The organism is Leptothrix cholodnii SP-6 (assembly GCF_000019785.1).
GTDB lineage: Bacteria > Pseudomonadota > Gammaproteobacteria > Burkholderiales > Burkholderiaceae_C > Sphaerotilus > Sphaerotilus cholodnii.
The window spans coordinates 309,727-336,351 of record NC_010524.1 but is presented as its reverse complement, the minus strand read 5'-3'; the positions used below and the strand labels follow the sequence as shown (position 1 = coordinate 336,351).

20 protein-coding genes, 2 tRNA genes, 3 rRNA genes and 1 pseudogene are annotated in these 26,625 nt (G+C 66.2%); 6 read left to right on the top strand and 20 right to left on the bottom strand.

Features of this window, described 5'->3' with window-relative positions; all coding sequences use genetic code 11:
* The first annotated feature begins 82 nt into the window (after positions 1-82).
* Positions 83-691, top strand: coding sequence for a glutathione transferase GstA (gstA, locus tag LCHO_RS01565; protein ID WP_012345347.1), 609 nt, complete (start codon positions 83-85; stop codon positions 689-691).
* Between the two features lie 128 nt (positions 692-819).
* Positions 820-1,791, top strand: a complete 972-nt coding sequence (locus tag LCHO_RS01560; protein WP_012345346.1) for a hypothetical protein — start codon at positions 820-822, stop codon at positions 1,789-1,791.
* Positions 1,792-1,805: 14 nt separating this feature from the next.
* On the opposite strand, the gene LCHO_RS01555 is transcribed toward LCHO_RS01560, so the two are convergent.
* Together LCHO_RS01555 and LCHO_RS01550 are read right to left on the bottom strand one after the other, a co-directional pair.
* Positions 1,806-2,654: a hypothetical protein gene (locus tag LCHO_RS01555; RefSeq protein ID WP_012345345.1), complete on the bottom strand. Its 849-nt coding sequence runs from the start codon at positions 2,652-2,654 to the stop codon at positions 1,806-1,808.
* 10 nt (positions 2,655-2,664) lie between these two features.
* Complete coding sequence (locus LCHO_RS01550) at positions 2,665-3,657, bottom strand: LysR family transcriptional regulator (protein ID WP_223210486.1); 993 nt, start codon at positions 3,655-3,657, stop codon at positions 2,665-2,667.
* Between the two features lie 114 nt (positions 3,658-3,771).
* Here LCHO_RS01550 and LCHO_RS01545 point away from each other — a divergent pair, with 114 nt between their 5' ends.
* Complete coding sequence (locus LCHO_RS01545) at positions 3,772-4,401, top strand: FMN-dependent NADH-azoreductase (protein WP_012345343.1); 630 nt, start codon at positions 3,772-3,774, stop codon at positions 4,399-4,401.
* Between the two features lie 93 nt (positions 4,402-4,494).
* On the top strand, positions 4,495-5,394 hold the full coding sequence (locus tag LCHO_RS01540; RefSeq protein WP_012345342.1) for a pirin family protein: 900 nt from the start codon (positions 4,495-4,497) through the stop codon (positions 5,392-5,394).
* Between the two features lie 39 nt (positions 5,395-5,433).
* On the opposite strand, the gene LCHO_RS01535 is transcribed toward LCHO_RS01540, so the two are convergent.
* The 3 genes and pseudogenes from LCHO_RS01535 to LCHO_RS23830 all read right to left on the bottom strand — a co-directional run.
* Positions 5,434-5,712, bottom strand: coding sequence for a hypothetical protein (locus tag LCHO_RS01535; RefSeq protein WP_012345341.1), 279 nt, complete (start codon positions 5,710-5,712; stop codon positions 5,434-5,436).
* Positions 5,709-6,023 carry a transposase family protein gene (locus LCHO_RS22515; protein ID WP_083772652.1) on the bottom strand — a complete coding sequence of 105 codons (315 nt, stop codon included), beginning with the start codon at positions 6,021-6,023 and terminating at the stop codon, positions 5,709-5,711. Before LCHO_RS22515 ends, LCHO_RS01535 begins: the two co-directional genes overlap by 4 nt.
* Positions 5,983-6,228, bottom strand: a pseudogene (locus tag LCHO_RS23830) (DUF6444 domain-containing protein); the annotation flags it as partial. The pseudogene LCHO_RS23830 and the gene LCHO_RS22515, both read right to left, overlap by 41 nt.
* Before the next feature lie 80 nt (positions 6,229-6,308).
* On the opposite strand from LCHO_RS23830, the gene LCHO_RS24270 reads away from it, so the two are divergent.
* Entirely contained in the window at positions 6,309-6,437 is a 129-nt protein-coding gene (locus LCHO_RS24270; protein WP_083772794.1) for a transposase domain-containing protein, read from the top strand.
* Between the two features lie 192 nt (positions 6,438-6,629).
* Here LCHO_RS24270 and rrf read toward each other — a convergent pair.
* The 5 genes from rrf to LCHO_RS01510 form a co-directional block, all read right to left on the bottom strand.
* A 5S ribosomal RNA gene (gene rrf / locus LCHO_RS01530) occupies positions 6,630-6,742 on the bottom strand.
* Between the two features lie 150 nt (positions 6,743-6,892).
* Positions 6,893-9,773 (bottom strand): 23S ribosomal RNA (locus tag LCHO_RS01525).
* Positions 9,774-10,103: 330 nt separating this feature from the next.
* Positions 10,104-10,179, bottom strand: a tRNA-Ala gene (locus tag LCHO_RS01520).
* Between the two features lie 12 nt (positions 10,180-10,191).
* A tRNA-Ile gene (locus tag LCHO_RS01515) sits at positions 10,192-10,268 on the bottom strand.
* Between the two features lie 72 nt (positions 10,269-10,340).
* A 16S ribosomal RNA gene (locus tag LCHO_RS01510) occupies positions 10,341-11,867 on the bottom strand.
* The 16S, 23S and 5S rRNA genes sit together here with 2 tRNA genes alongside, the layout of an rRNA operon.
* A 704-nt stretch (positions 11,868-12,571) precedes the next feature.
* Here LCHO_RS01510 and uvrA point away from each other — a divergent pair.
* Positions 12,572-15,472 carry an excinuclease ABC subunit UvrA gene (gene uvrA / locus LCHO_RS01505; protein WP_050757444.1) on the top strand — a complete coding sequence of 967 codons (2,901 nt, stop codon included), beginning with the start codon at positions 12,572-12,574 and terminating at the stop codon, positions 15,470-15,472.
* A 54-nt stretch (positions 15,473-15,526) separates the two neighbouring features.
* On the opposite strand, the gene LCHO_RS01500 is transcribed toward uvrA, so the two are convergent.
* From LCHO_RS01500 to LCHO_RS01455, 10 genes are all read right to left on the bottom strand, one after another.
* Positions 15,527-16,435: a patatin-like phospholipase family protein gene (locus LCHO_RS01500; protein ID WP_012345339.1), complete on the bottom strand. Its 909-nt coding sequence runs from the start codon at positions 16,433-16,435 to the stop codon at positions 15,527-15,529.
* Between the two features lie 64 nt (positions 16,436-16,499).
* Positions 16,500-18,371, bottom strand: a complete 1,872-nt coding sequence (locus tag LCHO_RS01495; protein WP_012345338.1) for a polysaccharide biosynthesis protein — start codon at positions 18,369-18,371, stop codon at positions 16,500-16,502.
* 37 nt (positions 18,372-18,408) lie between these two features.
* On the bottom strand, positions 18,409-19,014 hold the full coding sequence (locus LCHO_RS01490; RefSeq protein ID WP_012345337.1) for a sugar transferase: 606 nt from the start codon (positions 19,012-19,014) through the stop codon (positions 18,409-18,411).
* Positions 19,015-19,070: 56 nt separating this feature from the next.
* Positions 19,071-20,249, bottom strand: a complete 1,179-nt coding sequence (locus LCHO_RS01485; RefSeq protein WP_012345336.1) for a DegT/DnrJ/EryC1/StrS family aminotransferase — start codon at positions 20,247-20,249, stop codon at positions 19,071-19,073.
* Between the two features lie 71 nt (positions 20,250-20,320).
* The gene (locus tag LCHO_RS01480) at positions 20,321-21,112 is read right to left on the bottom strand and encodes a class I SAM-dependent methyltransferase (RefSeq protein WP_012345335.1); all 792 of its coding nucleotides are present in this window, start codon (positions 21,110-21,112) and stop codon (positions 20,321-20,323) included.
* A gap of 2 nt (positions 21,113-21,114) precedes the next feature.
* Positions 21,115-22,365: a glycosyltransferase family 4 protein gene (locus tag LCHO_RS01475; protein ID WP_012345334.1), complete on the bottom strand. Its 1,251-nt coding sequence runs from the start codon at positions 22,363-22,365 to the stop codon at positions 21,115-21,117.
* On the bottom strand, positions 22,362-23,459 hold the full coding sequence (locus LCHO_RS01470; RefSeq protein ID WP_012345333.1) for a glycosyltransferase: 1,098 nt from the start codon (positions 23,457-23,459) through the stop codon (positions 22,362-22,364). The genes LCHO_RS01475 and LCHO_RS01470 overlap by 4 nt, the downstream gene beginning before the upstream one ends.
* An 11-nt stretch (positions 23,460-23,470) precedes the next feature.
* Positions 23,471-24,148 carry an acyltransferase gene (locus tag LCHO_RS01465; protein ID WP_043704720.1) on the bottom strand — a complete coding sequence of 226 codons (678 nt, stop codon included), beginning with the start codon at positions 24,146-24,148 and terminating at the stop codon, positions 23,471-23,473.
* Between the two features lie 46 nt (positions 24,149-24,194).
* On the bottom strand, positions 24,195-25,475 hold the full coding sequence (locus LCHO_RS01460) for a lipopolysaccharide biosynthesis protein (RefSeq protein WP_012345331.1): 1,281 nt from the start codon (positions 25,473-25,475) through the stop codon (positions 24,195-24,197).
* Positions 25,472-26,620, bottom strand: a complete 1,149-nt coding sequence (locus tag LCHO_RS01455) for a DegT/DnrJ/EryC1/StrS family aminotransferase (protein WP_012345330.1) — start codon at positions 26,618-26,620, stop codon at positions 25,472-25,474. Before LCHO_RS01455 ends, LCHO_RS01460 begins: the two co-directional genes overlap by 4 nt.
* Positions 26,621-26,625: the final 5 nt, after the last annotated feature.

Here is a 26,625-nt window from a genome sequence, read left to right as displayed (position 1 = left end):
AACCGTGTAGCGTACAAGGCCGTCCGGCGGTCGACCCGTGGCCGTCGGACGCACCCCGACAACCCCATCAGAGAGATCATCGATGAAGCTCTACTACAGCCCCGGCGCCTGCTCGCTGTCGCCCCACATCGCCCTGCGCGAGACCGGCCTGCCGTTCGAACTGGTGCTCGCCAGCACCAAGACCAAGAAGCTGGCCGACGGCAGCGACTACCTGGCCATCAACCCGAAGGGCCAGGTGCCGATGCTGGCGCTCGACGACGGCACCCAGATCACCGAAGGACCGGCCATCGTGCAGTACATCGCCGACCAGGCGCCCGCCAGCGGCCTGGCCCCGGCGGCCGGCACGATCGAGCGCTACAAGCTGATGGAGTGGCTGAACTTCATCACCAGCGAGCTGCACAAGGGTTTCTCGCCGCTGTTCGCCCCCGACACGCCCGACGACTACAAGCCGATCGCGCGCAATCGCCTGCTCGCCCGCCTGGCCTATGTCGACGAGCAGCTCGCCGACCGCAGCTACCTGCTCGGCGAGCAGTACAGCGTGGCCGACATCTACCTGTTCGTGGTCTCGGGCTGGGGCCAGTACGTGGGCGTGGACATCTCCGGGCTGCCCCGGTTGATGGCGTTTCGCGCGCGCATCGCCGCCCGCCCGGCCGTGATCGCGGCGATGAAGGCCGAAGGCCTGATCAAGTAACGCCTGATCGAAAACCCGAGGATCCGGGCCTGCCGCTTGCTAGCGTGGGCGGACAACCTGCACAATTCATCACAGTTGTTGATGAATGTTGCAGTCAACCCGCCAACGGCTCCGCCCGGAGACCCCCGATGCACGCTGACGCCCGGCCGCAGTTCCCTGCAGCCCCTGAGACGCTTTCTGCCCTGGAAAGCACCGAATGCGCTGCCGCGGAGCCGGCGTTCTCGGCCCGGCCGGGCGACCTCAGCGCGCCGTTCGCGCTGTCGGATCGACGCCAGTCGACCGCCCTGTCGCAGGCGCTGTGCCACGCGCAGCGCCTGGCGCGCTGGCGCATCGGCGTCACCCTGGCGTTCACGCCGCCCGGCGGCGCCAGCCACCGTGAAGTGGCCGATGCCTATCGCAAGGCACTGGATGAATCGGCCCGGTTGACGCCGCGGGCGCAGCTGCTGGTCCAGCCCGCCGCGCTGGGCCATGACCGCGGCCTGCTGCACGAGGTGCTCCGCCATGCCGATGCGCTGGCCATGCCGGTGCTGTTCGAGCACGGTGGACTCGAAACCGCCGACGAGGCGATGGCCTGCCTGATGGATCTGCAGGAGGTGCATCACGCCCGGCTCGGGCTGAGCCTGCTGGCCAGCCGAGACCGCAGTCTCGACGATGCCCGACGGGCACTCGACTGGGGCCTGCGGGTGCGGCTCGAGCACGACTGGCCGGCGTTCGACTGCAGCGGCGCGGCGTTCACCGCCGGGCGCATCAGCCGCCAGACGGTCGGCGCACGTTTCCTGGCCCTGGCCAGGCTGCTGGCCGCCGGGTCGACGGCGAAGCGCCGCAGCGCGCAGGTCAGCCTGATCTCGCACGACCCCCTGCTGGCGGATCAGGCGCTCGGCATGCTGCTGTCGGGCGGCGTTCGCTGCGCCATCGAGCTGCGCCAGGAACAGCCCAAGCAAGGCCTGCTCTATGTCGCCCGCCAGCGTGGCGTGGCGGTGCGCAGCCACATCGGCTGGGGCGGCGGCGCACGTGAAGTCGCGGGGCGTGCACGCGATCCGCGCAGCCGCTGGTGGAGCGCCCTGCAAGGTGGGCTCGACACCCTGCTGCCCGCCACCTGAGGCGCACGCGCCGGTCAGGCGTCGACGGGCGGCACCGAGGGCGCGTCGTCGATCAGCGGCAGCTGCGGATCGTCCGGCAGGCCCTGCGGCGTCAGCCGCGCCAGCGCCATCCAGATCGCGAACGGCAGACCGGCCGGCTCGTCCATCGCGCGGGTCGGCGCATTGCGCAGCACCTCGAGCTGCACCGGCTCGCCGGCGTGGCGGGCATGCGAGCCGATCGCCCCGTGGGCCCGGATGACGCCACATTCGGGCGGAATGTCGTCGACATCGCCCACCCCTTCGCCGAGCACGTAGAACAGCGCGCCGGCCATCTGCCGGTACGCCGTGCGCTTGGCCACCTGGCGCAGATCGGCCAGCAGATCGGCCCGGTTGACCTTGATCTCGTGCACCACCGGCAGCAGATAGGCGGCGACGCTGGTCTGGCGCACCGAATAGACGTCGGGCATCGCCATCTGCCAGCGCCCGTCGGGCACGGCGTCGGCCGGCTGATCCGCCTGCGGCGTGGTCACCCAGGCCCGCAAGCTCAGGCCGCACCAGGCGATGCGGCCGTCGCGGGCCAGCGTGGCCGCCACGCGCGACACCAGCGCGTCGTGGGCGCTGCGCGCGCTGCGATGCCCTTCGGCCGTGCGCACCAGTTCATGCACGCCGGCGTCGGTGACGCGCAAGGTGGTGCGGCCGTTCACGTCCTCGCGGCGTTCGAGCAGGCCGGCCGCCAGCAGCTCGGCGTCGACGATGTCGTGGCTGGGCCAGCCCGCCGAACGCCAGATGGCACGCAGGCGGCGCCGGTGCGTGGTGGTGATCGACGGCATCGGCGCGGCAGAGATTGCGAGTCCGGGGGACTCGGTGGCGGGATTCGAGGTCATGCCCGCCAGCCTACGGCGCCGCTGGCTCACCTGGCGAGCCAGCGCCGGACGCATCGGCAGGCACGACCGCTGGCGGATCGGTTTCACCGCGATGGCCGGCGCAGCGCTTCGCCAGGCCAACCAGCAGCGCGTCGATGAAGACCCGGGTGCGAGCCGGCATCAGCCGGCGCTCGGGAAACACCGCCCAGGCGGTGACCGACGGCAGGCACCAATCCGGCAGCACGCGCACCAGGGCGCCGGTGCGCACGGCCGGCGCAGCGTACAGGTCCGACACCGCGGTGACGCCACGACCGGCGCGGGCGAGCTGGATCAGCAGTTCGGGCGAGTTGGCCGTGGCGCGGGTGACGGGCAAGCCGGTCCAGTGGCCGTCGCCGGCACTTTCATGCAGCTGCCACGGCCGGGCATCGCCGCCGCGGCCCAGCAGGAGCAGGCCGTCCGCCCGCGCCAGATCGGTCGGGTGCACGATCGGGCCATGGCGCGCCAGATAGCTCGGTGCCACGTACAGGCCGGCGGTGAACGCGGCCAGGCGGCGGGCGCTCAGCAGCGCCTCGTCCTGCAGTTCGCCCATGCGCACGGCCAGGTCGAAGTTCTCGGCGATCAGGTCGACGCGGCGCGGCGACAGGTCCATCTCGAGCGCGATCGCCGGATGGGCCGCCATGAACTCGGACAGGATGTCGCCCAGCACCTGGGTCGCGACGTCGCCCGGCATCGACACCCGCAGGCGGCCGCTCGGGCGCTGCTGGCGGTGGGCGGCCAGCGCCTGGGCGTCATCGACTTCGGCGGCCACCTGCCGGGCGTGTTCGAGCACCCCCTGGCCGAACTCCGTCAACGTGAGCTTGCGGGTGCTGCGCTGCACCAGCCGCTCCCCGAAGTGCCGCTCGAGCGCCGCCAGCCGGCGCGAGACGGTCGACTTGGGCCACTCGAGCCGTTTGGCCGCAGCACTCAGGCTGCCGGCGTCGATGACCCGGGAAAACAGCATCAGATCGTCGGCATGGAGGTCCAAGGCGGTGCGCTCGTTGCATGAGTGGAACGATCTTATCCAGATCGACGGCTTCTGCAACCTCTGGCGGATCGATACAGTGACGACATCCCATTCAACAGTTCGATAGGAATTCCCATGAAGATCCTGCAAGTCAACTCCAGCGCCCGCAACTTCGCCAACGGCGTGGGCTCGGTCTCGAGCCAGCTCGCGGGCGAACTGGTGGCACGCCTGCGCGACGGCGAGCCCACCGCCAGCGTGGTGGTTCGCGACCTCGCGCGCACGCCGCACCCGGTGCTGGACGAAGCCGCACTGCAGGCGCTGTTCACGCCTGCCGACCAGCGCACGCCAGCCCAGGCCGAACGCGTGGCGCTCGACGACGCGCTGATCGCCGAGATCCAGGCCGCCGACGTGGTGGTGATCGCAGCACCGATGTTCAACTTCGGCATCACGGCCCAACTGAAGAACTGGATCGACGCGATTGCGCGCGCGAAGGTGACGTTCCAGTACACCGCGAACGGCCCCGAAGGTCTGCTCAAGGGCAAGCGCGTGCATGTGGTCCTGACGCGAGGGGGCGTCTACCGCGACCAGGCGTCGGACAACCAGGTGCCGTATCTGCGCCAGGTGCTGGGCTTCCTGGGCATGACCGACGTCGAGTTCATCTACGCCGAGCGCCAGGGCATGGGCCCGGAGGCCAGCGCACAAGGCGTGGCCGAGGCCCGCGAACAGATCGCCGCGCTGCTGCAACTCGGCACTGCAACGGCCTGACCGCCGGCCTGAACCGGTCGGCCGCGCCGGCAGATCCGCTGCCGGCGCAGCACAATCCGCGTGTTTGACGGATGACAAGAACGGAGATCGCGCATGAACCTGTCCAGCCAACCTCGTTCCGATGCCTCGCAAGCCGCGCTGCAGCAGCCACGCCAGGTCGAACGCCTGATCGTCGGGCAACCGACCAGTGACGGCGCGGGCGTCAAGCTGACGCGGGTCCTGACGCAGAACCTGCAGCGCCGGCTCGATCCATTTCTGATGCTCGACGCCTTCGGCAGCGACGAGGCGGCGGACTACATCGGCGGGTTTCCGGATCATCCGCACCGGGGCTTCGAGACCGTCACCTACATGATCGCCGGGCGCATGCGCCACCGCGATTCAGCCGGCAACGAAGGCCTGCTGAGCAACGGCGGCGTTCAGTGGATGACCGCCGGGCGGGGCGTGATCCACAGCGAGTTGCCCGAGCAGGAAGAGGGCCGCATGGAAGGCTTCCAGCTCTGGCTCAACCTGGCGGCGCGCGACAAGATGCGCCCGGCCTGGTATCGCGACATCGGCAGCCAGCAGATCCCGGAGCTTGAACTGCCGGGCGTGCGGGTCCGGGTGATCGCCGGCCGCAGCCACGGTGTCGAGGGTGCGATGCAGCGCGAGACCACCGAGCCACTCTATCTCGATCTGCATCTGGAGCCAGGCGCGAGCTTCGAGCAGCCGCTGGCGGCGCAACACAACGCCTTCGTGTACGTCTACCGCGGCCAACTGAGCATCGGCGCACCCGGCAGCACCACCGAAGTGCCGATGCAGCGCATGGCCATCCTCGGCAATGCAGCCGACAGTGATGGTGTGCGCCTGCAGGCCGGGCAAGAGCCGACTCGCGCCCTGCTGATCGCCGGGCGGCCGCTGGGTGAACCGATTGCGCAGTACGGCCCGTTCGTCATGAACACGCAGCAGGAGATCTTTCAGGCTGTCGAGGATTTCCGCAACGGCCGGCTGGCCTGACGCGCCCGAGCGACGAGCAGCCCGACGGATCACGAGCCGTCAGCGTTCCACACCACTCAGCAGTGCGTGGAACTGCAGGAAATCGATCCCGTCGGGCAACAGATGCTCGGTGACTTCGACCGCACCGGGGCCCGTTTCGGTCCACATCCAATCGATGTCCGTCTCCCTCGCAGGATTCGAACCGACCACCCCGGCAACAACGACGGGCGGCATCAGGCGCGCCAACGCGGCATCCACTTCCATCGGCTCGACCAGCAGACGCATCGGCAGGTGACGCATCGCACTGGAGAAGACCGGAACGACTGGGCGCTGATTCATGGTGAGCTCCTGAAGGTGTGGCGTTCATCTTGCGATCGAAACGCGCAAATGGCCATCACCCTTAGGTGGGCATCGACACCCCCATGAGGGGGATACGTGTAGGTCGGCCCATCGCACAGGTGTCGTGCGAGGCAATCGGCGAGCGGCAGGAAGCGGCGCAGCCAGTCGAGCTTGATCTGGCCCCATTCGGCCACGCTGACCCAGTCTTCGGCCCCGCTGGCCACGCCTGCGAAGGCCACCAGCAGCAACTCCTCCAGCGGGTTGCGCCCCGCGAGTACGCCCGCTGGCGCGCCGCTGCGCCCGGTTGCCACCCGAGCCCGGCCCGTCCGAGGACGGTGGCTTGGACGAGTTGCGCGAGTTCAGCTTGAGTCGCTCCTGCAGCGCGTTCATGTGCTCACGCAACTGCGCGATCTGCAGGCCCAGCGCGTCGATCACCGCGTGGCATTGCGCCAGCGTCTGCGGCTTCGGGGGCACGGTGGTGTTGCCGGGCTCGTCGGGCGTGGGTTGCGAATCCATCTCGCCACTTTGCCGCGCTTGGCCCCGCCGCTCATCCGAACTTCACCGGCTTGACGGGAGGGGGCAATACCGGGGGGTGAATACGTACGTCGGCCAAGCTCAACAAAATCGATCCCTGGACCTACCTGCGCGACTTGCTGGCGCGCATCCATCGCCACCCAGCTTCGCGCATCGAAGACCTGCTGTCTCATCGCGGGCAACCAGCCTGATCGCCCAGCCCGGCCGCAGCACAGCGACCGGCAACGGCCGAACATCTTCCAGCAATCAGACAGCGCGTCAAGATGGCGCCGCCAGACGCTCACGGTGGTGTGGCTGGACGCTCACCAATTGAAGACGAATTCTGCCGCCCAAAATACCAAGCCCCCTACCTCGCGAGAGGAAGGGGGCTTGGATTAATAGAAGCCTGACGATGACCTACTTTCACACGCGAATGCGCACTATCATCGGCGCTGAGGCGTTTCACTGTCCTGTTCGGGATGGGAAGGAGTGGGACCACCTCGCTATGGTCGTCAGGCGTAACGGGCTGCCAAGACCAGACGGAATGAGATTCCTCGGGTCATTGGCGAATTCATAGAGTCGAATCGATAATTGATTGCGTTGCCAGAGCAGTACGGTTCACGTATTACTCCATCTTTGACGATCAGGTTAGTGATCTCAAAGTTATAGGGTCAAGCCTCACGAGCAATTAGTACTGGTTAGCTTAACGCATTACTGCGCTTCCACACCCAGCCTATCAACGTCCTGGTCTAGAACGACTCTTCAGGGGGCTCAAGGCCCCGGCAGATCTCATCTTGAAACGAGTTTCCCGCTTAGATGCTTTCAGCGGTTATCTCTTCCGCACATAGCTACCCGGCGATGCCACTGGCGTGACAACCGGTACACCAGAGGTGCGTCCACTCCGGTCCTCTCGTACTAGGAGCAGGCTTCCTCAAATCTGCAGCGCCCACGGAAGATAGGGACCAAACTGTCTCACGACGTTTTAAACCCAGCTCACGTACCTCTTTAAATGGCGAACAGCCATACCCTTGGGACCGGCTACAGCCCCAGGATGAGATGAGCCGACATCGAGGTGCCAAACACCGCCGTCGATATGAACTCTTGGGCGGTATCAGCCTGTTATCCCCAGAGTACCTTTTATCCGTTGAGCGATGGCCCTTCCATACAGAACCACCGGATCACTTTGTCCTACTTTCGTACCTGCTCGACTTGTCAGTCTCGCAGTCAAGCACGCTTATGCCAATGCACTATCAACACGATTTCCGACCGTATTTAGCGTACCTTCGAACTCCTCCGTTACACTTTGGGAGGAGACCGCCCCAGTCAAACTGCCCACCATACACTGTCCCCATCCCGGATAACGGGACAAGGTTAGAACCTCAAACACACCAGGGTGGTATTTCAACGTTGGCTCCACCTGATCTAGCGACCAGGTTTCAAAGCCTCCCACCTATCCTACACAGATCTGTTCAAAGTCCAATGTAAAGCTACAGTAAAGGTTCATGGGGTCTTTCCGTCTTTCCGCGGGGAGATTGCATCATCACAAACATTTCAACTTCGCTGAGTCTCTGGAGGAGACAGTGTGGCCATCATTACGCCATTCGTGCAGGTCGGAACTTACCCGACAAGGAATTTCGCTACCTTAGGACCGTTATAGTTACGGCCGCCGTTTACTGGGACTTCAGTCAAGAGCTTGCACCCCATCATTTAATCTTCCAGCACCGGGCAGGCGTCACACCCTATACGTCGACTTTCGTCTTTGCAGAGTGCTGTGTTTTTATTAAACAGTTGCAGCCACCGATTCTTTGCAACCTCATTGGGCTCCCCAAGTCAATGGTTCACCTACTAAAGGCACACCTTCTTCCGAAGTTACGGTGTCAATTTGCCGAGTTCCTTCTCCAGAGTTCTCTCAAGCGCCTGAGAATACTCATCTCGCGCACCAGTGTCGGTTTGCGGTACGGTCGTGTGTAGCTGGAGCTTAGTGGCTTTTCCTGGAAGCAGGGTATCACTCAGTTCGTCTGCAAGCAGACTCCTTATCACCCCTCATCTAAGACCCCCGGATTTGCCTAAGGGCCATGACTACAGGCTTGAACCAACATATCCAACAGTTGGCTGAGCTAACCTTCTCCGTCCCCACATCGCACTACACATCGGTACAGGAATATTGACCTGTTTCCCATCAGCTACGCATCTCTGCCTCGCCTTAGGGGCCGACTCACCCTACGCCGATGAACGTTGCGTAGGAAACCTTGCGCTTACGGCGAGGGGGCTTTTCACCCCCTTTAACGCTACTCATGTCAGCATTCGCACTTCTGATACCTCCAGCAGCCTTCACAAGCTCCCTTCACAGGCTTACAGAACGCTCTCCTACCATCTGCAATAAATTGCAAATCCGCAGCTTCGGTGACTGGCTTGAGCCCCGTTACATCTTCCGCGCAGGACGACTCGATCAGTGAGCTATTACGCTTTCTTTAAATGATGGCTGCTTCTAAGCCAACATCCTGACTGTTTTAGCCTTCCCACTTCGTTTCCCACTTAGCCAATCTTAGGGACCTTAGCTGGCGGTCTGGGTTGTTTCCCTCTTGAGTCCGGACGTTAGCACCCGGTGCTCTGTCTCCCAAGCTGTACTCGTCGGTATTCGGAGTTTGCAATGGTTTGGTAAGTCGCCATGACCCCCTAGCCATAACAGTGCTCTACCCCCGACGGTAATACTTGAGGCACTACCTAAATAGTTTTCGGAGAGAACCAGCTATTTCCAAGTTTGTTTAGCCTTTCACCCCTATCCACAGCTCATCCGCTAGTTTTGCAACACTAGTCGGTTCGGACCTCCAGTGCGTGTTACCGCACCTTCATCCTGGCCATGGATAGATCACTTGGTTTCGGGTCTACACCCAGCGACTCAATCGCCCTATTCGGACTCGGTTTCCCTACGCCTTCCCTACACGGTTAAGCTTGCCACTGAATGTAAGTCGCTGACCCATTATACAAAAGGTACGCAGTCACCCCTTGCGAGGCTCCTACTTTTTGTATGCATGCGGTTTCAGGATCTATTTCACTCCCCTCCCGGGGTTCTTTTCGCCTTTCCCTCACGGTACTTGTTCACTATCGGTCGATTACGAGTATTTAGCCTTGGAGGATGGTCCCCCCATCTTCAGACAGGATTTCACGTGTCCCGCCCTACTTGTCGCACGCCCAGTTCCACAGTCAACTTTTTCCATACGGGGCTATCACCCGCTGTGGCCGGACTTTCCATTCCGTTCTGATAAGTCGACTGCTAAAACGTGCAGGCTCTTCCGATTTCGCTCGCCACTACTCTCGGAATCTCGGTTGATGTCTTTTCCTCCAGCTACTGAGATGTTTCAGTTCGCCGGGTTCGCCTCGCATGCCTATGTATTGAGCATGCGATACCCTTGCGGGTGGGTTTCCCCATTCGGATATCTCCGGATCAAAGCTAATTTGCCAGCTCCCCGAAGCTTTTCGCAGGCTATCACGTCCTTCATCGCCTGTAATCGCCAAGGCATCCACCACATGCACTTATTCACTTGACCCTATAACTTTGACATCCACTCTCGCAGACATCGTCAAGGAATGATTCGATCCCAGCGGACTAGGCCAGGACCAAATTTTGAGTATTTACGTTTTCGCCGTACTTTCAACTCCCGCAGATTGCTCCACGGTATTGATGTCTGGTGACGCAATCAATTATCACTGACGGCACGGTGCGCCCAGCACTTTACACGCTGAACGCTTTCCGCCAGTGAATCTGATTCGACTCTACGAATTTTTAAAGAACAACAGCCAACTTTCGATGGCAAACCAAAATCACGACCGACAATCGCGAGACTTTGGTTTGCATCGAACAGCAAGAACAGAATGGATGGTGGAGGATGACGGGATCGAACCGACGACCCCCTGCTTGCAAAGCAGGTGCTCTCCCAGCTGAGCTAATCCCCCGTGTCTGATTGGTGGTGGGTCTGGTTGGATTCGAACCAACGACCCCCGCCTTATCAAGACGGTGCTCTAACCGACTGAGCTACAGACCCCAATTCTGTTCTGTCACTGTCGTTTGTACAGCCGATAAGTGTGGGCGCAAGAATTTGAATGCTTGTTTCCAGAAAGGAGGTGATCCAGCCGCACCTTCCGATACGGCTACCTTGTTACGACTTCACCCCAGTCACGAACCCTGCCGTGGTAATCGCCCTCCTTGCGGTTAGGCTAACTACTTCTGGCAGAACCCGCTCCCATGGTGTGACGGGCGGTGTGTACAAGACCCGGGAACGTATTCACCGCGGCAAGCTGATCCGCGATTACTAGCGATTCCGACTTCACGCAGTCGAGTTGCAGACTGCGATCCGGACTACGACCGGTTTTCTGGGATTGGCTCCCCCTCGCGGGTTGGCAGCCCTCTGTACCGGCCATTGTATGACGTGTGTAGCCCTACCCATAAGGGCCATGAGGACCTGACGTCATCCCCACCTTCCTCCGGTTTGTCACCGGCAGTCTCATTAGAGTGCCCTTTCGTAGCAACTAATGACAAGGGTTGCGCTCGTTGCGGGACTTAACCCAACATCTCACGACACGAGCTGACGACGGCCATGCAGCACCTGTGTTCAAGTTCTCTTTCGAGCACTCCCACATCTCTGCAAGATTCTTGACATGTCAAGGGTAGGTAAGGTTTTTCGCGTTGCATCGAATTAAACCACATCATCCACCGCTTGTGCGGGTCCCCGTCAATTCCTTTGAGTTTCAACCTTGCGGCCGTACTCCCCAGGCGGTCAACTTCACGCGTTAGCTTCGTTACTGAGAAGAAACCCTCCCAACAACCAGTTGACATCGTTTAGGGCGTGGACTACCAGGGTATCTAATCCTGTTTGCTCCCCACGCTTTCGTGCATGAGCGTCAGTACAGGTCCAGGGGATTGCCTTCGCCATCGGTGTTCCTCCGCATATCTACGCATTTCACTGCTACACGCGGAATTCCATCCCCCTCTACCGTACTCTAGCTGTGCAGTCACAAATGCAGTTCCCAGGTTGAGCCCGGGGATTTCACATCTGTCTTACACAACCGCCTGCGCACGCTTTACGCCCAGTAATTCCGATTAACGCTTGCACCCTACGTATTACCGCGGCTGCTGGCACGTAGTTAGCCGGTGCTTATTCTTCAGGTACCGTCATCCCTCCGAGGTATTAACTCAAAGGATTTCTTCCCTGACAAAAGCGGTTTACAACCCGAAGGCCTTCTTCCCGCACGCGGCATGGCTGGATCAGGCTTTCGCCCATTGTCCAAAATTCCCCACTGCTGCCTCCCGTAGGAGTCTGGGCCGTGTCTCAGTCCCAGTGTGGCTGGTCGTCCTCTCAGACCAGCTACAGATCGCAGGCTTGGTAGGCTTTTACCCCACCAACTACCTAATCTGATATCGGCCGCTCCAGTAGCGCGAGGCTCTTGCGAGTCCCCCGCTTTCACCCTCAGGTCTCATGCGGTATTAATCCGGCTTTCGCCGGGCTATCCCCCACTACTGGGCACGTTCCGATACATTACTCACCCGTTCGCCACTCTCGAGGATTGCTCCTCTACCGTTCGACTTGCATGTGTAAGGCATGCCGCCAGCGTTCAATCTGAGCCAGGATCAAACTCTTCAGTTCGATCTTGATTTGCTCTAAGGAATCGAAGTGAACTTCACTTCTCTATCCATGAGCGTTTAAAGTCCATAAGACCTCGAGCCCGCAGTTGCCTACAGAACCCTTGGCACTCGCCTTCAAACGCCCACGCTTATCGGCTGTATATTTTTAAAGAACATCGCAAGCCGCCGTCTTTGCAGACCACTTCTTGCGCTTGCTGTCAGCAACTTGTTGCAAACAGCGCAGAGGCGAGATTATCAACCGTCTTTTTGGTTTCGTCAACAACTTTCGAAGAAGTTTTTAACATCACCAACCGACTGTTTGATCGCCAACACGACGCAGGTCAGAACCTGAATCATTTTGGCATCGCCGCCGGTCTTGCTGCAAGCCAACTAGGTGGTGAGCAGCGAAGACCGCAATTATGCACCGGAACTTCATCGGCGCGCAAGTGGCTGGGGAGAAATTCTTTGAGAGCCCATGAGCACAGCGATCCGCACCACCCCGTCGGCAGCGGATCCGCCCCCTCCTGCCTATATAAATAGAGAGTGTTGATAGAGCACTCCTCGTCAGCCGACGGGCGACCACTCGATGCCGCGCCGCAATGCTGAACGCCTGATTGGCATCCAGCGCGACGGGGCACCCACGGCAGTCTCGAGCCAATGTGCACGTCCGATGACGTCAACCCCGTCGTTATGATCGTCCGCTTGGCCTCGACAGATTGCATCCTCATGTCTACCGGTGTTTCCACCGTGCATCCGCACCCGAAGATCAGCGTGCGTGGTGCCCGCACCCACAACCTCAAGAACATCGACCTCGACCTGCCCAAGCATGCGCTGGTCGTGATCACCGGACTGTCCGGCTCGGGCAAGTCCAGCCTGGCGTTCGACACCCTCTATGCGGAGGGCCAACGCCGCTACGTGGAAAGCCTGTCGGCCTACGCGCGGCAGTTCCTGCAACTGATGGACAAACCCGATGTCGACGTGATCGAGGGCCTGAGCCCGGCGATCTCGATCGAGCAGAAGGCCACCAGCCACAACCCGCGCTCGACCGTCGGCACGATCACCGAGATCCACGACTACCTGCGTCTGCTCTACGCCCGCGCCGGCACGCCGCATTGCCCCGACCACGGCCAGCCGCTCGAAGCTCAGAGCGTCAGCCAGATGGTCGACGCCGTGCTGGCCATGCCTGCCGAAACCCGACTGATGGTGCTGGCACCCGTGGTGCGTGATCGCAAGGGCGAGTTCGTCGAACTGTTCGAGAGCATGCAGGCGCAAGGCTACGTGCGCTTCCGGGTCGACGGCCAGGTGGTCGAGGCCGCCGACCTGCCCAAGCTCAAGAAAGCCGAGAAACACGACATCGACGTCGTCATCGACCGCCTCAAGAGCCGCGCCGACGTCACCCAGCGCCTGGCCGAGAGCTTCGAAGCCGCGCTGCGCATCGCCGAAGGCCGCGCCATCGCGCTCGAGATGGACACGGGCAGGGAACACCTCTACTCCAGCAAGTTCGCCTGCCCGGTGTGCAGCTACTCGCTGTCCGAACTGGAACCGCGCTTGTTCTCGTTCAACTCGCCGGTCGGCGCCTGCCCCAGCTGCGACGGCCTCGGCATGGTCACCGTGTTCGACCCCGAGCGCGTGGTCGCCTTCCCGTCGCTCAGCCTGGCCAGCGGCGCCGTCAAGGGCTGGGACCGCCGCAACTCGTACACGTTCTCGCTGCTCGAGAGCGTGGCCGCGCACTACGACTTCGACCTCGACACCGCCTTCGAAGAACTCGCCCCCGAACACCGGCAGGTGCTGCTGCGTGGCTCGGGCGAGGAGGAGATCGCCTTCACGTATGAAGCCGAAGGCGCAGGCGGCAAGAAACGCAGCGTCAAGCGCAAGCATCCCTTCGAAGGCATCCTGCCGAGCCTGGAACGGCGCTTCCGCGAGACCGATTCCCCCGCCGTGCGCGAAGACCTGACGCGCTACCAGAGCGTCAAGCACTGCCCCGACTGCGACGGCGCCCGGCTGCGACGCGAGGCCCGCCACGTCCTGCTGGTCGACGACCAGGACGACGCGCTCGGCCGCAAGCCGCTGGCGATCTACCAGGTCGAACACGCCACGCTGGCCGACTGCCTGGCCTACTTCGAGACCCTGCACCTCAAGGGCGCCAAGGCCGAGATCGCCGACAAGGTGGTGCGCGAGATCCGCGCGCGGCTGCGTTTCCTCAACGACGTCGGCCTCAATTACCTGAGCCTCGACCGCAGCGCAGACACCCTGTCGGGCGGCGAAGCCCAGCGCATCCGCCTGGCCAGCCAGATCGGTTCGGGCCTGTCGGGCGTGATGTACGTGCTCGACGAACCCAGCATCGGCCTGCACCAGCGCGACAACGATCGCCTGATCGGCACCCTCAAGCACCTGCGTGATCTCGGCAACAGCGTGCTGGTGGTCGAACACGACGAGGACATGATCCGCGCCGCCGACCACGTCATCGACATGGGCCCGGGTGCCGGCGTACACGGCGGGCAGGTGATGTCGCAAGGCACGCCCGAACACGTGGCGGCCGACCCCAACTCGCTGACCGGTCGCTACCTCGGCCAGGTACTCAAGATCGCCATCCCCCAGCGCCGCAACAAGCTGTCGGACCAGAAAGATCCGCGCGTGCTGCGCATCGTCAACGCCCACGGCAACAACCTGCGCGGCGTGACGGCCGAGATCCCGGTCGGCCTGTTCACCTGCGTGACCGGCGTGTCGGGCTCGGGCAAGAGCACGCTGGTCAACGACACGCTCTACGCCGCGGTGGCACGCAAGCTCTACCAGAGCCACCTCGAGCCGGCGCCGCACGACGAGATCGAAGGCCTGGACGCCTTCGACAAGGTCATCAACGTCGACCAGAGCCCGATCGGCCGCACGCCGCGCAGCAATCCGGCCACCTACACCGGCCTGTTCACGCCGATCCGCGAGATGTTCGCCGAGGTGCCGATGGCGCGCGAACGTGGCTACGGGCCGGGGCGCTTCAGCTTCAATGTCGCCGGCGGGCGCTGCGAGTCCTGCCAGGGCGACGGTGTGCTGAAGGTCGAGATGCACTTCCTGCCCGACGTCTACGTCGCCTGCGACGTCTGCCACGGCAAGCGCTACAACCGCGAAACGCTGGAGGTGCTCTACAAGGGCAAGAACATCACCCAGGTGCTGGAGCTGACGGTCGAGGACGCACACGCCTACTTCAACGCCGTGCCCAGCATCGCGCGCAAGCTGCAGACGCTGCTCGACGTCGGACTGGGCTACATCAAGCTCGGCCAGGCGGCGACCACGCTGTCGGGCGGCGAGGCGCAGCGCGTCAAGCTGGCGCTGGAGCTGTCCAAGCGCGACACCGGCCGCACGCTCTACATATTGGACGAGCCGACCACCGGCCTGCACTTCCACGACATCGGCCTGCTGCTGAAAGTGCTGCACCAGCTGCGCGACGCCGGCAACACCATCGTCGTGATCGAGCACAACCTCGACGTCATCAAGACCGCCGACTGGCTGCTCGACATGGGCCCTGAAGGCGGCTCGGGCGGCGGGCGGCTGCTGATCGCCGGCACGCCCGAAGAGATCGCCGAGTGCGCCGAGAGCCACACCGGGCGCTTCCTCAAGCCGCTGCTGGCGCGATGAACGCGGCGCCGGGCGGGTCGCTCGGCGCCAACCCCGCACGCCGCGAGCGCGACCTCAGCGCCTGACGGCCGTGGCCGCGTCCCGCGCCAGCTGGGCCTGCTGCCAGCGCTCGATCGCTGCGCGGATCTGCGGCAGCGCGGCCTGGGCGGCCTTTTCGCCTTCGAGCACCGCCACGTGTTTCTGGTCGAGATCGGTCGCGCCGATCTGGCCCACACGCGGGCGGATCACCACCTCGGCGCGTGTCATCTCCTGCTCGCCGAGCTTCTGGCCCATGATCGTGATGGTCTGGTTCAGGTTGCTGAGCATGCCGGCCGCCTTGCCGTCGCGCGCCTTCGACGAGATGTCGACCGCGATGACGATGTCGGCGCCGAGCTGGCGCGCCGCGTCCACCGGCACCGGGCTGACCAGGCCACCGTCGACATAACGCTTGCCGCCGATCAGCGCCGGCTGGAACACCCCCGGCACACTGCACGAGGCGCGGACCGCCTGGCCGGTGTTCCCACGCGTGAAGATCACCCGCTCGCCGCTGTCGAGGTCGGTGGCCACCGCCGCGAACGGCTTGCTCATCTGCTCCAGCGGCTTGTTCTTGATCAGCTCGTTGACATAGGCCTGCAGCTTGTCGCCCTTGATCACGCCGCCGACGCCGAACAGCGTCAGGTCCTTGATGCGCTCCTCGTCGAGCGCAAACGACTGCTCCTGCAGCGCAAAACCGCTCAAGCCCGAGGCGTAGAGCGCCCCGACCACGCTGCCGGCGCTGGTGCCGGCCACCACGGTGGGCGTCAGCCCGGCGGCTTCCAGCACCTTGATCACGCCGACATGGGCGAAGCCTTTGGCGGCACCACCGCCCAGCGCCAGGCCGATGCGCGGCAACGGCGGCGGCTTGACGGCCACCGGCGGCGCCGAGGCACAGGCGGTCAACAACAAGGCGACAGCGGCGAGGGACAACAGGGAGCGGCGATGCATCACGTCAAGAAACCCGAGGATTGGAACCGGCCGGATTGTCGGGCCGGAAGCGAATTCCCCGTTTTCAATGCCCGGCGCGGCGGTATTCCGACACCAGCCGCGCCAGCCGTTCGCGCACTTCGTCGTCGGGCGCGCTGCTGCGCTCGGCGGCCCAGTCGAGCAATGCCTGCACGTCGTGGCCGCGGTCGTCGAGGCGGGCGATGCGCAGGCGCTCGAAGCGCGTCGCAAGCGTCGCGTCGGCGTCGGCCAGCAGTTCTTCGTAGAGCTTTTCGCCCGGGCGCAGGCCGCTGAAGGTGATCGGGATCTCGTCGGCCGAATGGCCGCTCATGCGGATCAGGTCGCGCGCCAGGTCGACGATGCGCACCGGCTCGCCCATGTCGAGCACGAACACCTGACCGCCCTCGCCGATCGCCGCGGCCTGCACCACCAGTCGCGCAGCCTCGGGGATGGTCATGAAGAAGCGCGTGATGTCGGGGTGTGTCACCGTCACCGGCCCGCCGCGGGCGATCTGCTCCTTGAACTTCGGGATCACGCTGCCCGACGAACCCAGCACATTGCCAAAACGCACCGCCATGAAACGCGTGCGCCCGCCGCGCGCCAGCACCTCGGCCGCGAGCTTGGCGATCACCATCTCGGCCGCGCGTTTGCTCGCGCCCATCACGTTGGTCGGGTTGACGGCCTTGTCGGTCGAGATCAGCACGAAACGTTCGGCGCCCGCCTCGGCCGCCGCGCTGGCTGCGCGCCAGGTGCCGAGCGTGTTGTTGCGCAAGGCGGCGAAGGCGTTGTCCTCCTCCATCAGCGGCACGTGCTTGTAGGCCGCGGCGTGGAACACCACCTGCGGGCGCACGCGTGTGAAGGTGGCGCGCAGGTGCTCCGGGTCGCGCACGTCGCCCACCAGCCGCACCAGCGGGATATGCGGGAAGTGCTCGCTCAGCTCCTGCTCGATGCGGTAGAGCGCGAACTCGCTCAGCTCGTAGAGCACCAGCTTGAGCGGGCCGTAACGCGCCACCTGGCGGCACAGCTCCGAGCCGATCGAACCGCCCGCGCCGGTGATCAGCACCACCTTGCCACCCAGCGCCTCGCTGATGCCGCCTTCGTCGAGCTGCACCGGCTCGCGGCCGAGCAGGTCTTCGGCCTCGATCTCGCGCACCCGCGTCACCGTGGTTCCCTCGCGCAGCTCGGCGGCGCTGGGCACCGTCACCACCGGCAGATGGGTGGCGGCGGCCAGGTCGAGCGCGCGGCGGCGTTCGGCCGGCGTGGCCGACGGCAGCGCGACGATGATGTGGCTGATGCCGTGCAGCTCGGCCCAGCGCGGCGCACTGTCCAGCGGCCCGAGCACCGGCACGTTGCTGACGCGTGTGCCCAGGCGCCGCCGATCGTCGTCGAGCAGGCCGACCACCACCCAGCCGTGGTGCTGGATGCCGGCGATCAAGAGCCGCGCCGCGTCGCCCGCGCCCATCACCAGCGCGCGGCGGGTTTCGGTGGCGCTGCCGGAGATGCGCCCACGCATGTGTTCGTACAACATGCGGTAGCCGATGCGCACCATCGCCAGCCCCATCAGGCTGACGACCGGGTGCAGCGCCAGCACCGCGCGCGGCACCTGCGACAGCTGCGCCATCAGCACGGCCACCGCGCCGACCAGCCCGGCGATCGCACACGCCAACGTGAGCCGCTGCACCTCGCCGAAACCCGAGAAGCGCCACATGCCCTTGGGCACGCGCAAGGCGACGAACACGCCCAGATACAGCGCCACCAGCGCCAGCATGACCCAGACGTCGTAATCCGGCCGGGCGCTGTGCCAGCGCTCGAAGCCGAGCCGGAACAGGTAGGTGATGTGCCAGCAGGCCGCCACCACCAGCGCGTCGATCGCCAGCGCGAGCACTTCGCGGCGCGGGCGGATGCGGGTGAGGATGCTGTCGAGCGATTGCCAGATCATGGGGCGGCAAGCATAGCGGGGCGGGGCATCACGCAAGTCACCGCGTCACCCGGCCGGCCAGCACGGCGAAGGTGCGCGCCAGGATGCGCAAGTCAGTCCGCACCCCCGCCTGCGCCACGTACCGCGCCTGCAGCCGCAGCTTGATCGGCAGGATCTGATCCACATACGTGCGCTCGGGGTCGGCCGATTGCGCCAGCAGCGTGCCCTCGTCGCGGAAATCGAGCGAGCAGTCGTCGGTGATGCCCGGACGCACCGACAGCACCTGCTCACGCAAGTCCGCCGGATACAGCGCCACGTAACGCGGCACCTCCGGGCGCGGGCCGACGATGCTCATGTCGCCGCGCCAGACGTCGATCAGCTGCGCCAGCTCGTCCCACTTGCTGTGCCGCAGGAAGGCGCCCACGCGGGTGATGCGCGCATCGGCGCCCACCGTCAGCTGCGGGCCGCGGTCGGCCGGGTCGTGCGTCATGGTGCGGAACTTGTGGATGCGGAACTCGCGCCCGCCGCGCCCCACCCGCACCTGGCGGTAGAACACCGGCCCGGGTGTATCGAGCTTGACCGCGATCGCCACGCCCGCCAGCAGCGGTGCGAGCAGCAGCAGCGCGAGGCTGGCCACGGCCAGATCGAACAGGCGTTTGACCACGTTCAGCCCGCGCGCCGGTTCGCGCCGTGCATCACCTCGATCCCCTCGAACATCGCTCAGCCCAGCAGCGCGGTGCGCAACGCCTGCACCACGCGGTGCACGTCGTCGGCCGTCATGCGGGTGTAGAGCGGCAGGCTCAGCATGCGCTCGTAGGCGTGCTGGCTGTGCGGGAAGTCCTCGGCGCGCAGCGCGTAACGCTCGCGCCAGTACGGGTGCAGGTGCAGCGGGATGTAGTGCACGCTGCAGCCGATGCCGGCGGCGTAGAGCTGCTCGATCAGCGCGTCGCGGCCGATGCGGGCGTGGTCGGTCAGGCGCACCACGTACAGGTGCCACGAGTGCAGCTCGCCCAGCGCCGGCATCGGCGGCAGGATCAGCGGCAGCTCGGCCAGCAGCTCGTTGTAGAGCGAGGCCAGCTCGTCGCGCTTTTCCTGGAAGGCGTGCGCGCGGCGCAGCTGGTGGATGCCCAGCGCCGCGGCGATGTCGGTCAGGTTGTACTTGAAGCCCGGCGCCACGATCTCGTAGTACCAGCTCGGCACCTTGGCGGTGAAGCGGTCGAAGGCGTCGCGGTTGATGCCGTGCAGGCGCATCACCTTGCAGCGCGCGGCGATCGCCGGGTCGCGGGTGGCGATCATGCCGCCCTCGCCGGTGGTGATGGTCTTGTTGGCGTAGAAGCTGAAGACCGTGACGTCGCTGCCCAGCGTGCCGATCAGCCGCCCGCCCAGCGTGCTGGGCAAGGCGTGCGCGGCGTCCTCGACCACCTTCAGGCCGTGGCGGCGCGCGATGTCGAGGATCGCCGGCATGTCGGCCGCCAGCCCGGCGTAGTGCACCGGCACGATCGCCTTGGTACGCGGCGTGATGGCGGCCTCGATCGCCGCCGGGTGAATGTTGAGCGTCGCCGGGTCGATGTCGACCAGCTTGACGTCGGCGCCCAGGTAGCGCGCCACCTCGGCGCTGGCGGTGAAGGTGTGCGTGGTCGTGATGACCTCGTCGCCAGCGCCGATGCCCAGCGCCTCGAGCGCCAGGTGCAGGCCGGCGGTGGCCGAGTTGACGGCGATGCACTCGATCGGCGCCGCGCCCGGCTCGGCCCCTTCGGTCAGGAAGGCGGCGAAATCCTGCTCGAAGCGGCGCGCCTTCGGGCCGGTCGTGACCCAGCCCGATTTCAGCGTGTCGACCACCTCGGCGATTTCTTCGTCGCCGATCTCGGGCAGTGCAAAGGGGAGAAAAGGCTGCGACATGACGGCGGTTGAGACAGGCTGACGTGGGAGAAAACGGCGTGCCGGCGCGTGTGCCGGCGCAGCATGCTAGTTCAGTTGGCCGGCTTGCCCAGCCACACCAGCATGTGCGTGCGCAGCAGCGGCAGGCTGTTGAACAGCCTGTAGAGCGACGGGTGCAGTCGGCAGATGCCACGCGCGATCGGCGGCGCCAGCGTGACGCGCCGGGCCTCGACCCGCGCGCCCGGAAACAGCGCCCGCACCCGCGCCAGCGGCACGCCGCGCACGTCGGGGTTGCGCGGGTTGTCGACGGTGAAGTCGTACCAGAGCACCGCCCCGCCCGGCTTGACCCAGCGCCACATCGTGTCGGCCAGCTGCTGCTGGTAGGCGTCGTCGAGCAGCGACGAGAACACCGTGGCCTGGAACACCAGGTCGATGCTCTCCTCGGCGATCGGCGCCCGCTGCGCATCGCCCAGGTGCAGACGCAACTGCTGCGGCAGGACCTGGCGCGCCTGCGCATACCGCGGGCGCAGCAGTTCCAGCCCGGTGAGGTGCTGCGGCACGAAGCCCATGCGCAGGAACTCGAGCAGATTGCCGCCCGCGCCGCACCCCACCTCGACCAGCCGGCGTGACGCCAGGTCGAACCAGCCGCGCGCGGCCAGCATCTGCAGCATCACGCGCTGGCGCTCCTGCACGGTCTGCCAGACGTCGGGCCGCAGCAGGCTGTAGCGGTCGAGGGTTTCGCTGGCGGCCAGCGCCTGCGCCACCGCCTCGCGGCGCTCGTAGCGCTGCGCCACCGCATCGATCTCGCGGAGATCGCCCCCGGCCGTCAACGGGCGCGCCGCGGAGCCGGGCGCGGGACGGGGCGACGGTGTGCGCTGCGACATGTTCAGCCCTCCTGCGCGCCGCACGCCGCCAGGAACCGCCGCGCCAGCACCGGATAGGTGTGATGCGCCTGCACGTAGCCGCGGCCGCGCTCGCCCATGCGATGGCGGTCTTCGCGGCTGAGCGCGGCCAGCGCACGCAGCCCTTCGGCCACCGCCTGCGGCGACTCGGGCGGCACCGTCAGGCCGCAGCCGGCGTCGGCCACCGGATCGTTGCCGGCCTCGACCGAATGCAGCACCGCGCAGCCGGCCATCATGTAGTCCATCAGCTTGTTGGGCGCGATGCCGAAGCGGTAGATCGGCACCCGCTGCCAGCCGATGTAGGCGATGTCGATGGCGTCGAGCAGCGCCGGGATCTGCGCCTTCGGCACCGGCGCGAAGACCTGCACGCGGTTCAGGTGCTCGGCCTGCACGCGCGCGGTCAGGCGCTCGCGCTCGTGGCCGTCGCCCACCAGCAGCAGTGTGATCGGCGCGTCGCGCAGCAGCGCGGCGGCGTCGAGCAGGGTGTCGAGCGCGTTGGGCAAGCCCATCGAGCCGGCGTAGCAGACCACGCTGTGGCCGGCGGCGCGCGCGCGCACGATGGCGGTGGCGACGTCCTGGCGCAATGACGCGGTGGTGCCGGCCCATTCGTCGGGGTCGATGCCGTTGGGCACGATGTGCAGCTTGGCCAGGTCGAGGCCGTGGCTGGCCATGTGGTCGTGCACCTTGGGCAGCATCGACACCACGACATCGGCATCGCGGTAGGCGGTGTCCTCGGCCCATTGGCACAGGCGGATGAACGGGTGATTCGGCGACATGCCGGCCAGTTCGATCGGCGACAGCGGCCACAGGTCGTGCACCTCGAACACCAGCTTGGCGCCGGCCTTGCGGGCGATGCGGCGCGCCACCCAGATGTCGAGCGGATAGGTGCTCGATGCGATCACCACCTGCGGGCGGATCTGCGTGATCAGCGCATCGGTGGCGCGCCAGACCCGGCCCAGGAAGGCACCGATGTTGCGCACCCGGCCGACGCCGTTGCCGCGATACGCCGGCGCCGGAAACCAGTGGTAGGTGATGCCGTCGATGGCCTGCTGCAGCGGCGCGCGCAGCGGCGCCCCGTCGTGCAGCGGCTGGCGTGAACGCACATGCGAGAAGCCCGCGGCCACCATGTGCACCCGGTGCCCCATGCGCGCCCATTCACGCGCCAGGTAGTAGGGCCGGTACTCCATGCCGAGCGACGGCGCGCCCGCGTAGTGATTCAGATAAAGGATGTTCATCGCTCAGGCATCAACTGCGCCAACCGCGCCAGCAGCCGCTGCACGGCCGGTTCGAAAAGGCCATGTTGCTGCACCCAGGCGCGGTTGTCACGGGCGATCGGGTCGGCACGTGCCATCAGCGCGGCCAGCTCGGCCGGCTGCGGCATGCCGGTCAGGATCAGCCCGTTGCGGCCCGACTCGACCAGCTCGCGGTTGGCCGGCAGGTCGCTGAGCAGCGGCACGCAGCCGTGCGCCATCGCCTCGAGCACCGACACCGACACCGAGTCGCTGACCGGCAGGCTCAGGTACCCGGCCGCGCGGGCGTACTCACGAGCCTGCGCGACGGCATCGAGCCGGCCGACGAACCGCACCCGATCGCCCAGTCCGATCGCGGCTGCGCGCGCCTGCAAGGCCGCGCGCAGCGAGCCGTCGTTGGCCACCACCAGCCGCGCCGCGGGCTGCTGCTGCGCGATGGCCGCGAACACGTCGAGCACCCGCTCGGGCGCATAGATCGGCTCCAGCCCGCGATTGGCGAAGAACAGCCACGGCTGCTTGGCCGGCGGTGGCGGCGGCAGCGCCTCCAGGCCGAACGGGAACACCATCACCTCGCCCGCGCCGAGCCGGCGCATCTGCTCGGCCATGTGCATCGAATCGCTGGTGCTGAGCGCGCAACCGCGCAGCACCCGGCGCGTCAGCCAGCGCCACGCGGCGCCCTGCTGCGGCGTGACGAGGATGTCGCTGCCCCAGGCCGAGCCGACGATCCGGCCACGCAGCCGCCAGCCGAACCGGGCCGCCACGGCCAGCGTGCCGTGCGAGGTCAGGTAATGCGGATGCAGCCAGTCGGCGTCGATGCGCCGCAGCCAGCGCGCCAGCTCGGGCAGGCGCCGCAAGGTCGCGACATTGCCGCCGCCATGCCGCACGTCGGCGTCCAGGGCCAGCCGGCGCTCGGCGCTCACCAGGCCATCGAAACCGGCATCGAAACCGCGGCTCGACGCCACGTACAGCTCCACCCGCGGCGCCAGCGCGCGCGCCCACTTCAGCAGATGCGGGCTCTGCGCATCGCCGATCAGCACATGGCGCCAGCCACCCGGGCGGGCCGCAACCGGCGCGATCAAGCCGGCCCCGCTCAACGCGCGCGGCCCGGCTCGCCGGCCCAGGCGGCGTACAGATCGTGCAGTTCAGGGTGCTGCCTCAGCAGCCGCTGGTCGGCACGGCGGGCATCGCCGATCACGCGCGCCGGTGCGCCTTCGAGGATCGAGAACTCGGTGAACTCGCCGCGCACCTGGCTGCCCGCGCAGACGATGCAGCCGCGGCCGAGCCGGCTGTTGGCCTCGATCAGGCTGTGCGGGCCGATGAAGCTGTAGGCGCCGATGTGCACCGGCCCGGCCACCCAGCCCGGAGGCTGCTTCGGCGCGGCGCGTTGGCGTTCGATCGGCTTGCCGGAGATCCAGTCGAGCTCGGGCGGCGCCTCGGGCGCCATCGGCGGTGGTACGCCCTTGGGCCAGGTGACGAACGCCTGGCCGAGCAGGCGCTGGCTGCGGTGCGAGCTGTGGGTGACGATGCTGACGTGGTTGGTGATCTGCACGCCCTCCTCGATCACCACCCCGCCGCTGGCCTCGATCAGGTTGAAGTGGCCGATGTAGACGTGGTCGCCCAGCGTCAGCCGATCCTCGAACTCGATGCAGGTCGACGGCGAGATGCGCGTGTTGGGCAGCCAGCGGCCCTGCGAGCGCTCGCCGAAGACGGTGCGGAACTGCAGCGCATGCAGCAGCCGGCGGCGCCAGCGATTCAGATGTGCCCGAATCATGACCATCCCCTGCCCGCTCGACCCTGTTCTTGTTGACCCGAATTCAAGACGTTCCTCCTTGTCCAGCCGCCGATGATGCCTGCCCGGCGGCCAGCGGCCAGTTGGCCAGGCGCCAGAAGTACCAGCCGAAATACCCCGCCATCACCAGCGACACCGCCCAGCCCGCGCCCGCCAGGCCACCGACCTGCAGTCCGCCGACCAGCGCCAGCACGAAGCCGAGCTGCCCCCAGATCGCCAGCCGCAAGGCCCAGGCCTGCGCGCCCCAGGCCATCGTGACGACCGCCAGCGGCGAGGCCACGAAGTGCGCGCCGATGTACAGCGCCAACGCCCGTGCCAGTTGGCCGGACTCGGCCCAGTCCGCGCCGAACAACCAGCCGAACAGCCACGGCCCGAGCGCCCACAGGCCCAGCACCAGCGGCGCGGCAGCCAGCATCAGCACCGCCATCACGCGCCGCACGGCGGCCCGGCCGGCCAGCGTCACGCCCGGGCCGGCTTCGGCCAGCTTGGGATACAGCGCCTGCGACACCGCGGCACCCACCAGCGTGGCCGGCGCCTTCAGGTAACGCAGCGCCAGGCCCCAGAAACCCGCGGCGGCCGGGCCCAGCGTGGCGGCGATCAGGCCGACCGCGAGCGTGTCCTGCAGCGCGCCAGCAAAGGCGTGCGGCGTATTGAGCAGCGGGAACTCGCGCCAGCGCCGGGCCACGTCGCGCAGGCGCAGAGCCGCCGCGTCATCAGCAGCCGGGGCCTTCACGGCACCGCGCCCCAGCAACCACGTCGTCGCCAACTGCGCCAGCACCGGTGCCATCACCAACCCGCTCACGCCCCACTGCATCAGGCCCGCGCCGACCTGGCCGATCGCCGCGCCGCCGTACTGCAGCACCCGCCCGAACGCCAGCACCTGAAACGCCTGCCGCCGCGCCGCCAGCATCGTCGCCAGCGACAGCGCCCCGCCCACCGCCACCGCCGGCCCGAGCCACAGCGGCCAGGCGGCGCCCTGCGTCCAGGCCCAGCCGACGCCACCCAGCAGCGCCAGCCCGCTGACGACCATCAGGATGCGCAAACACAGCCGGCGCAGAGCCTGCACCTCGGCATCGGCGCGCGCCAACGGCAACGCGAACTCGTACCGCGCACACGCCACCACCGACAGGTTGATCGCCACCGTCGCGAACAGCTGATAACGCCCGTAGGCCTCGGGCGTGTAGAGCCGCGTCAGCCACGGCCCGAGCAGCAGCGGCAGGGCCTGCGCAAACGCGCCGCCGGCCAGCAGCGTGAGCGTGGCGCGCAGCAGGCCGCGGGTGGGCGCGGGCGGGGCGGGGTCGCTCAAGGTGCGGCGGGCGCGGCGCCGTCACGCGCGAGGGCGTCGAGCGCAGCGGCCAGCGCGGCGACCACGGCGTCCTGGTCCTCCTCGCTCAGGTCGGCGCTCATCGGCAGGCTCATCACCCGCGCGGCGGCGGCGATGCTGTTGGGGCAGCAATCGGGGCAGCAGAACTCGGCGTAAGCGGCTTGATGGTGCAACGGCTTCGGGTAATGCACGGCGGTCGGCACGCCCGCGGCCTGCAGCGCGGCCTGCACCTTGTCGCGCTGCGGCACGAACACGGTGTACTGGCCCCAGACGCTGTCGCGATCCGGCCGCACCGTGATCAACCCCAATCCACGCTCATTTGGCAATGCCGTCAGCGGCGCCAGCAGCCGGTGATAACGCGCCCCGATCTCGCGCCGGCGCGCCAGCTCCCAGTCGAAACGTTCGAGCTTGGCCAGCACCACCGCGCACTGCAGCGTGTCCATGCGTCCGCCGACGCCGATGCGGGTGTGCGTGTAGCGCGCGCTCTGGCCATGCACGCGGATCTCGCGCGCGGCCTGCGCCAGCGCGTCGTCGTCGGTGAACAGCGCACCGCCGTCGCCGTAGCAGCCCAGCGGCTTGCTCGGGAAGAAGCTGGTGCAGCCGATCGTGCTGAGCCCGCCGCTGGCCTTGCCTTGATACGTGGCGCCGTAGCTCTGCGCCGCATCCTCGATCACCGGCAGGCCGTGGCGGGCGGCGACGGTGTTGATCGCATCCATGTCCGCCACCTGGCCGTACAGGCTGACCGGCATGATGGCCCGCGTACGCGGCGTGATCGCCGCTTCGATCAGCGTCGCGTCGAGGTTGCAGGTATCGGGCTCGATGTCGACGAACACCGGCCTGGCGCCCAGCAACGCGATCACCTCGCCGGTGGCGGCAAAGGTGAACGGGCTGGTGATCACCTCGTCGCCCGCCTTGATACCCAGCGCCATCAGCGCGATCAGCAAGGCTTCGGTGCCGCTGGCCACCGTCACGCAATGTTTGACCCCGGTGCGCGCGGCGAGACGGGTTTCGAGTGCCTTGACCTCGGGGCCCATGATGTATTGACCGTGGTCAAGCACCGCCTGGATGCCGGCATCGATCTGCGGCTTGAGGGCGGTGTATTGGGCTTTGAGGTCGGTGAATTGCATGGTGA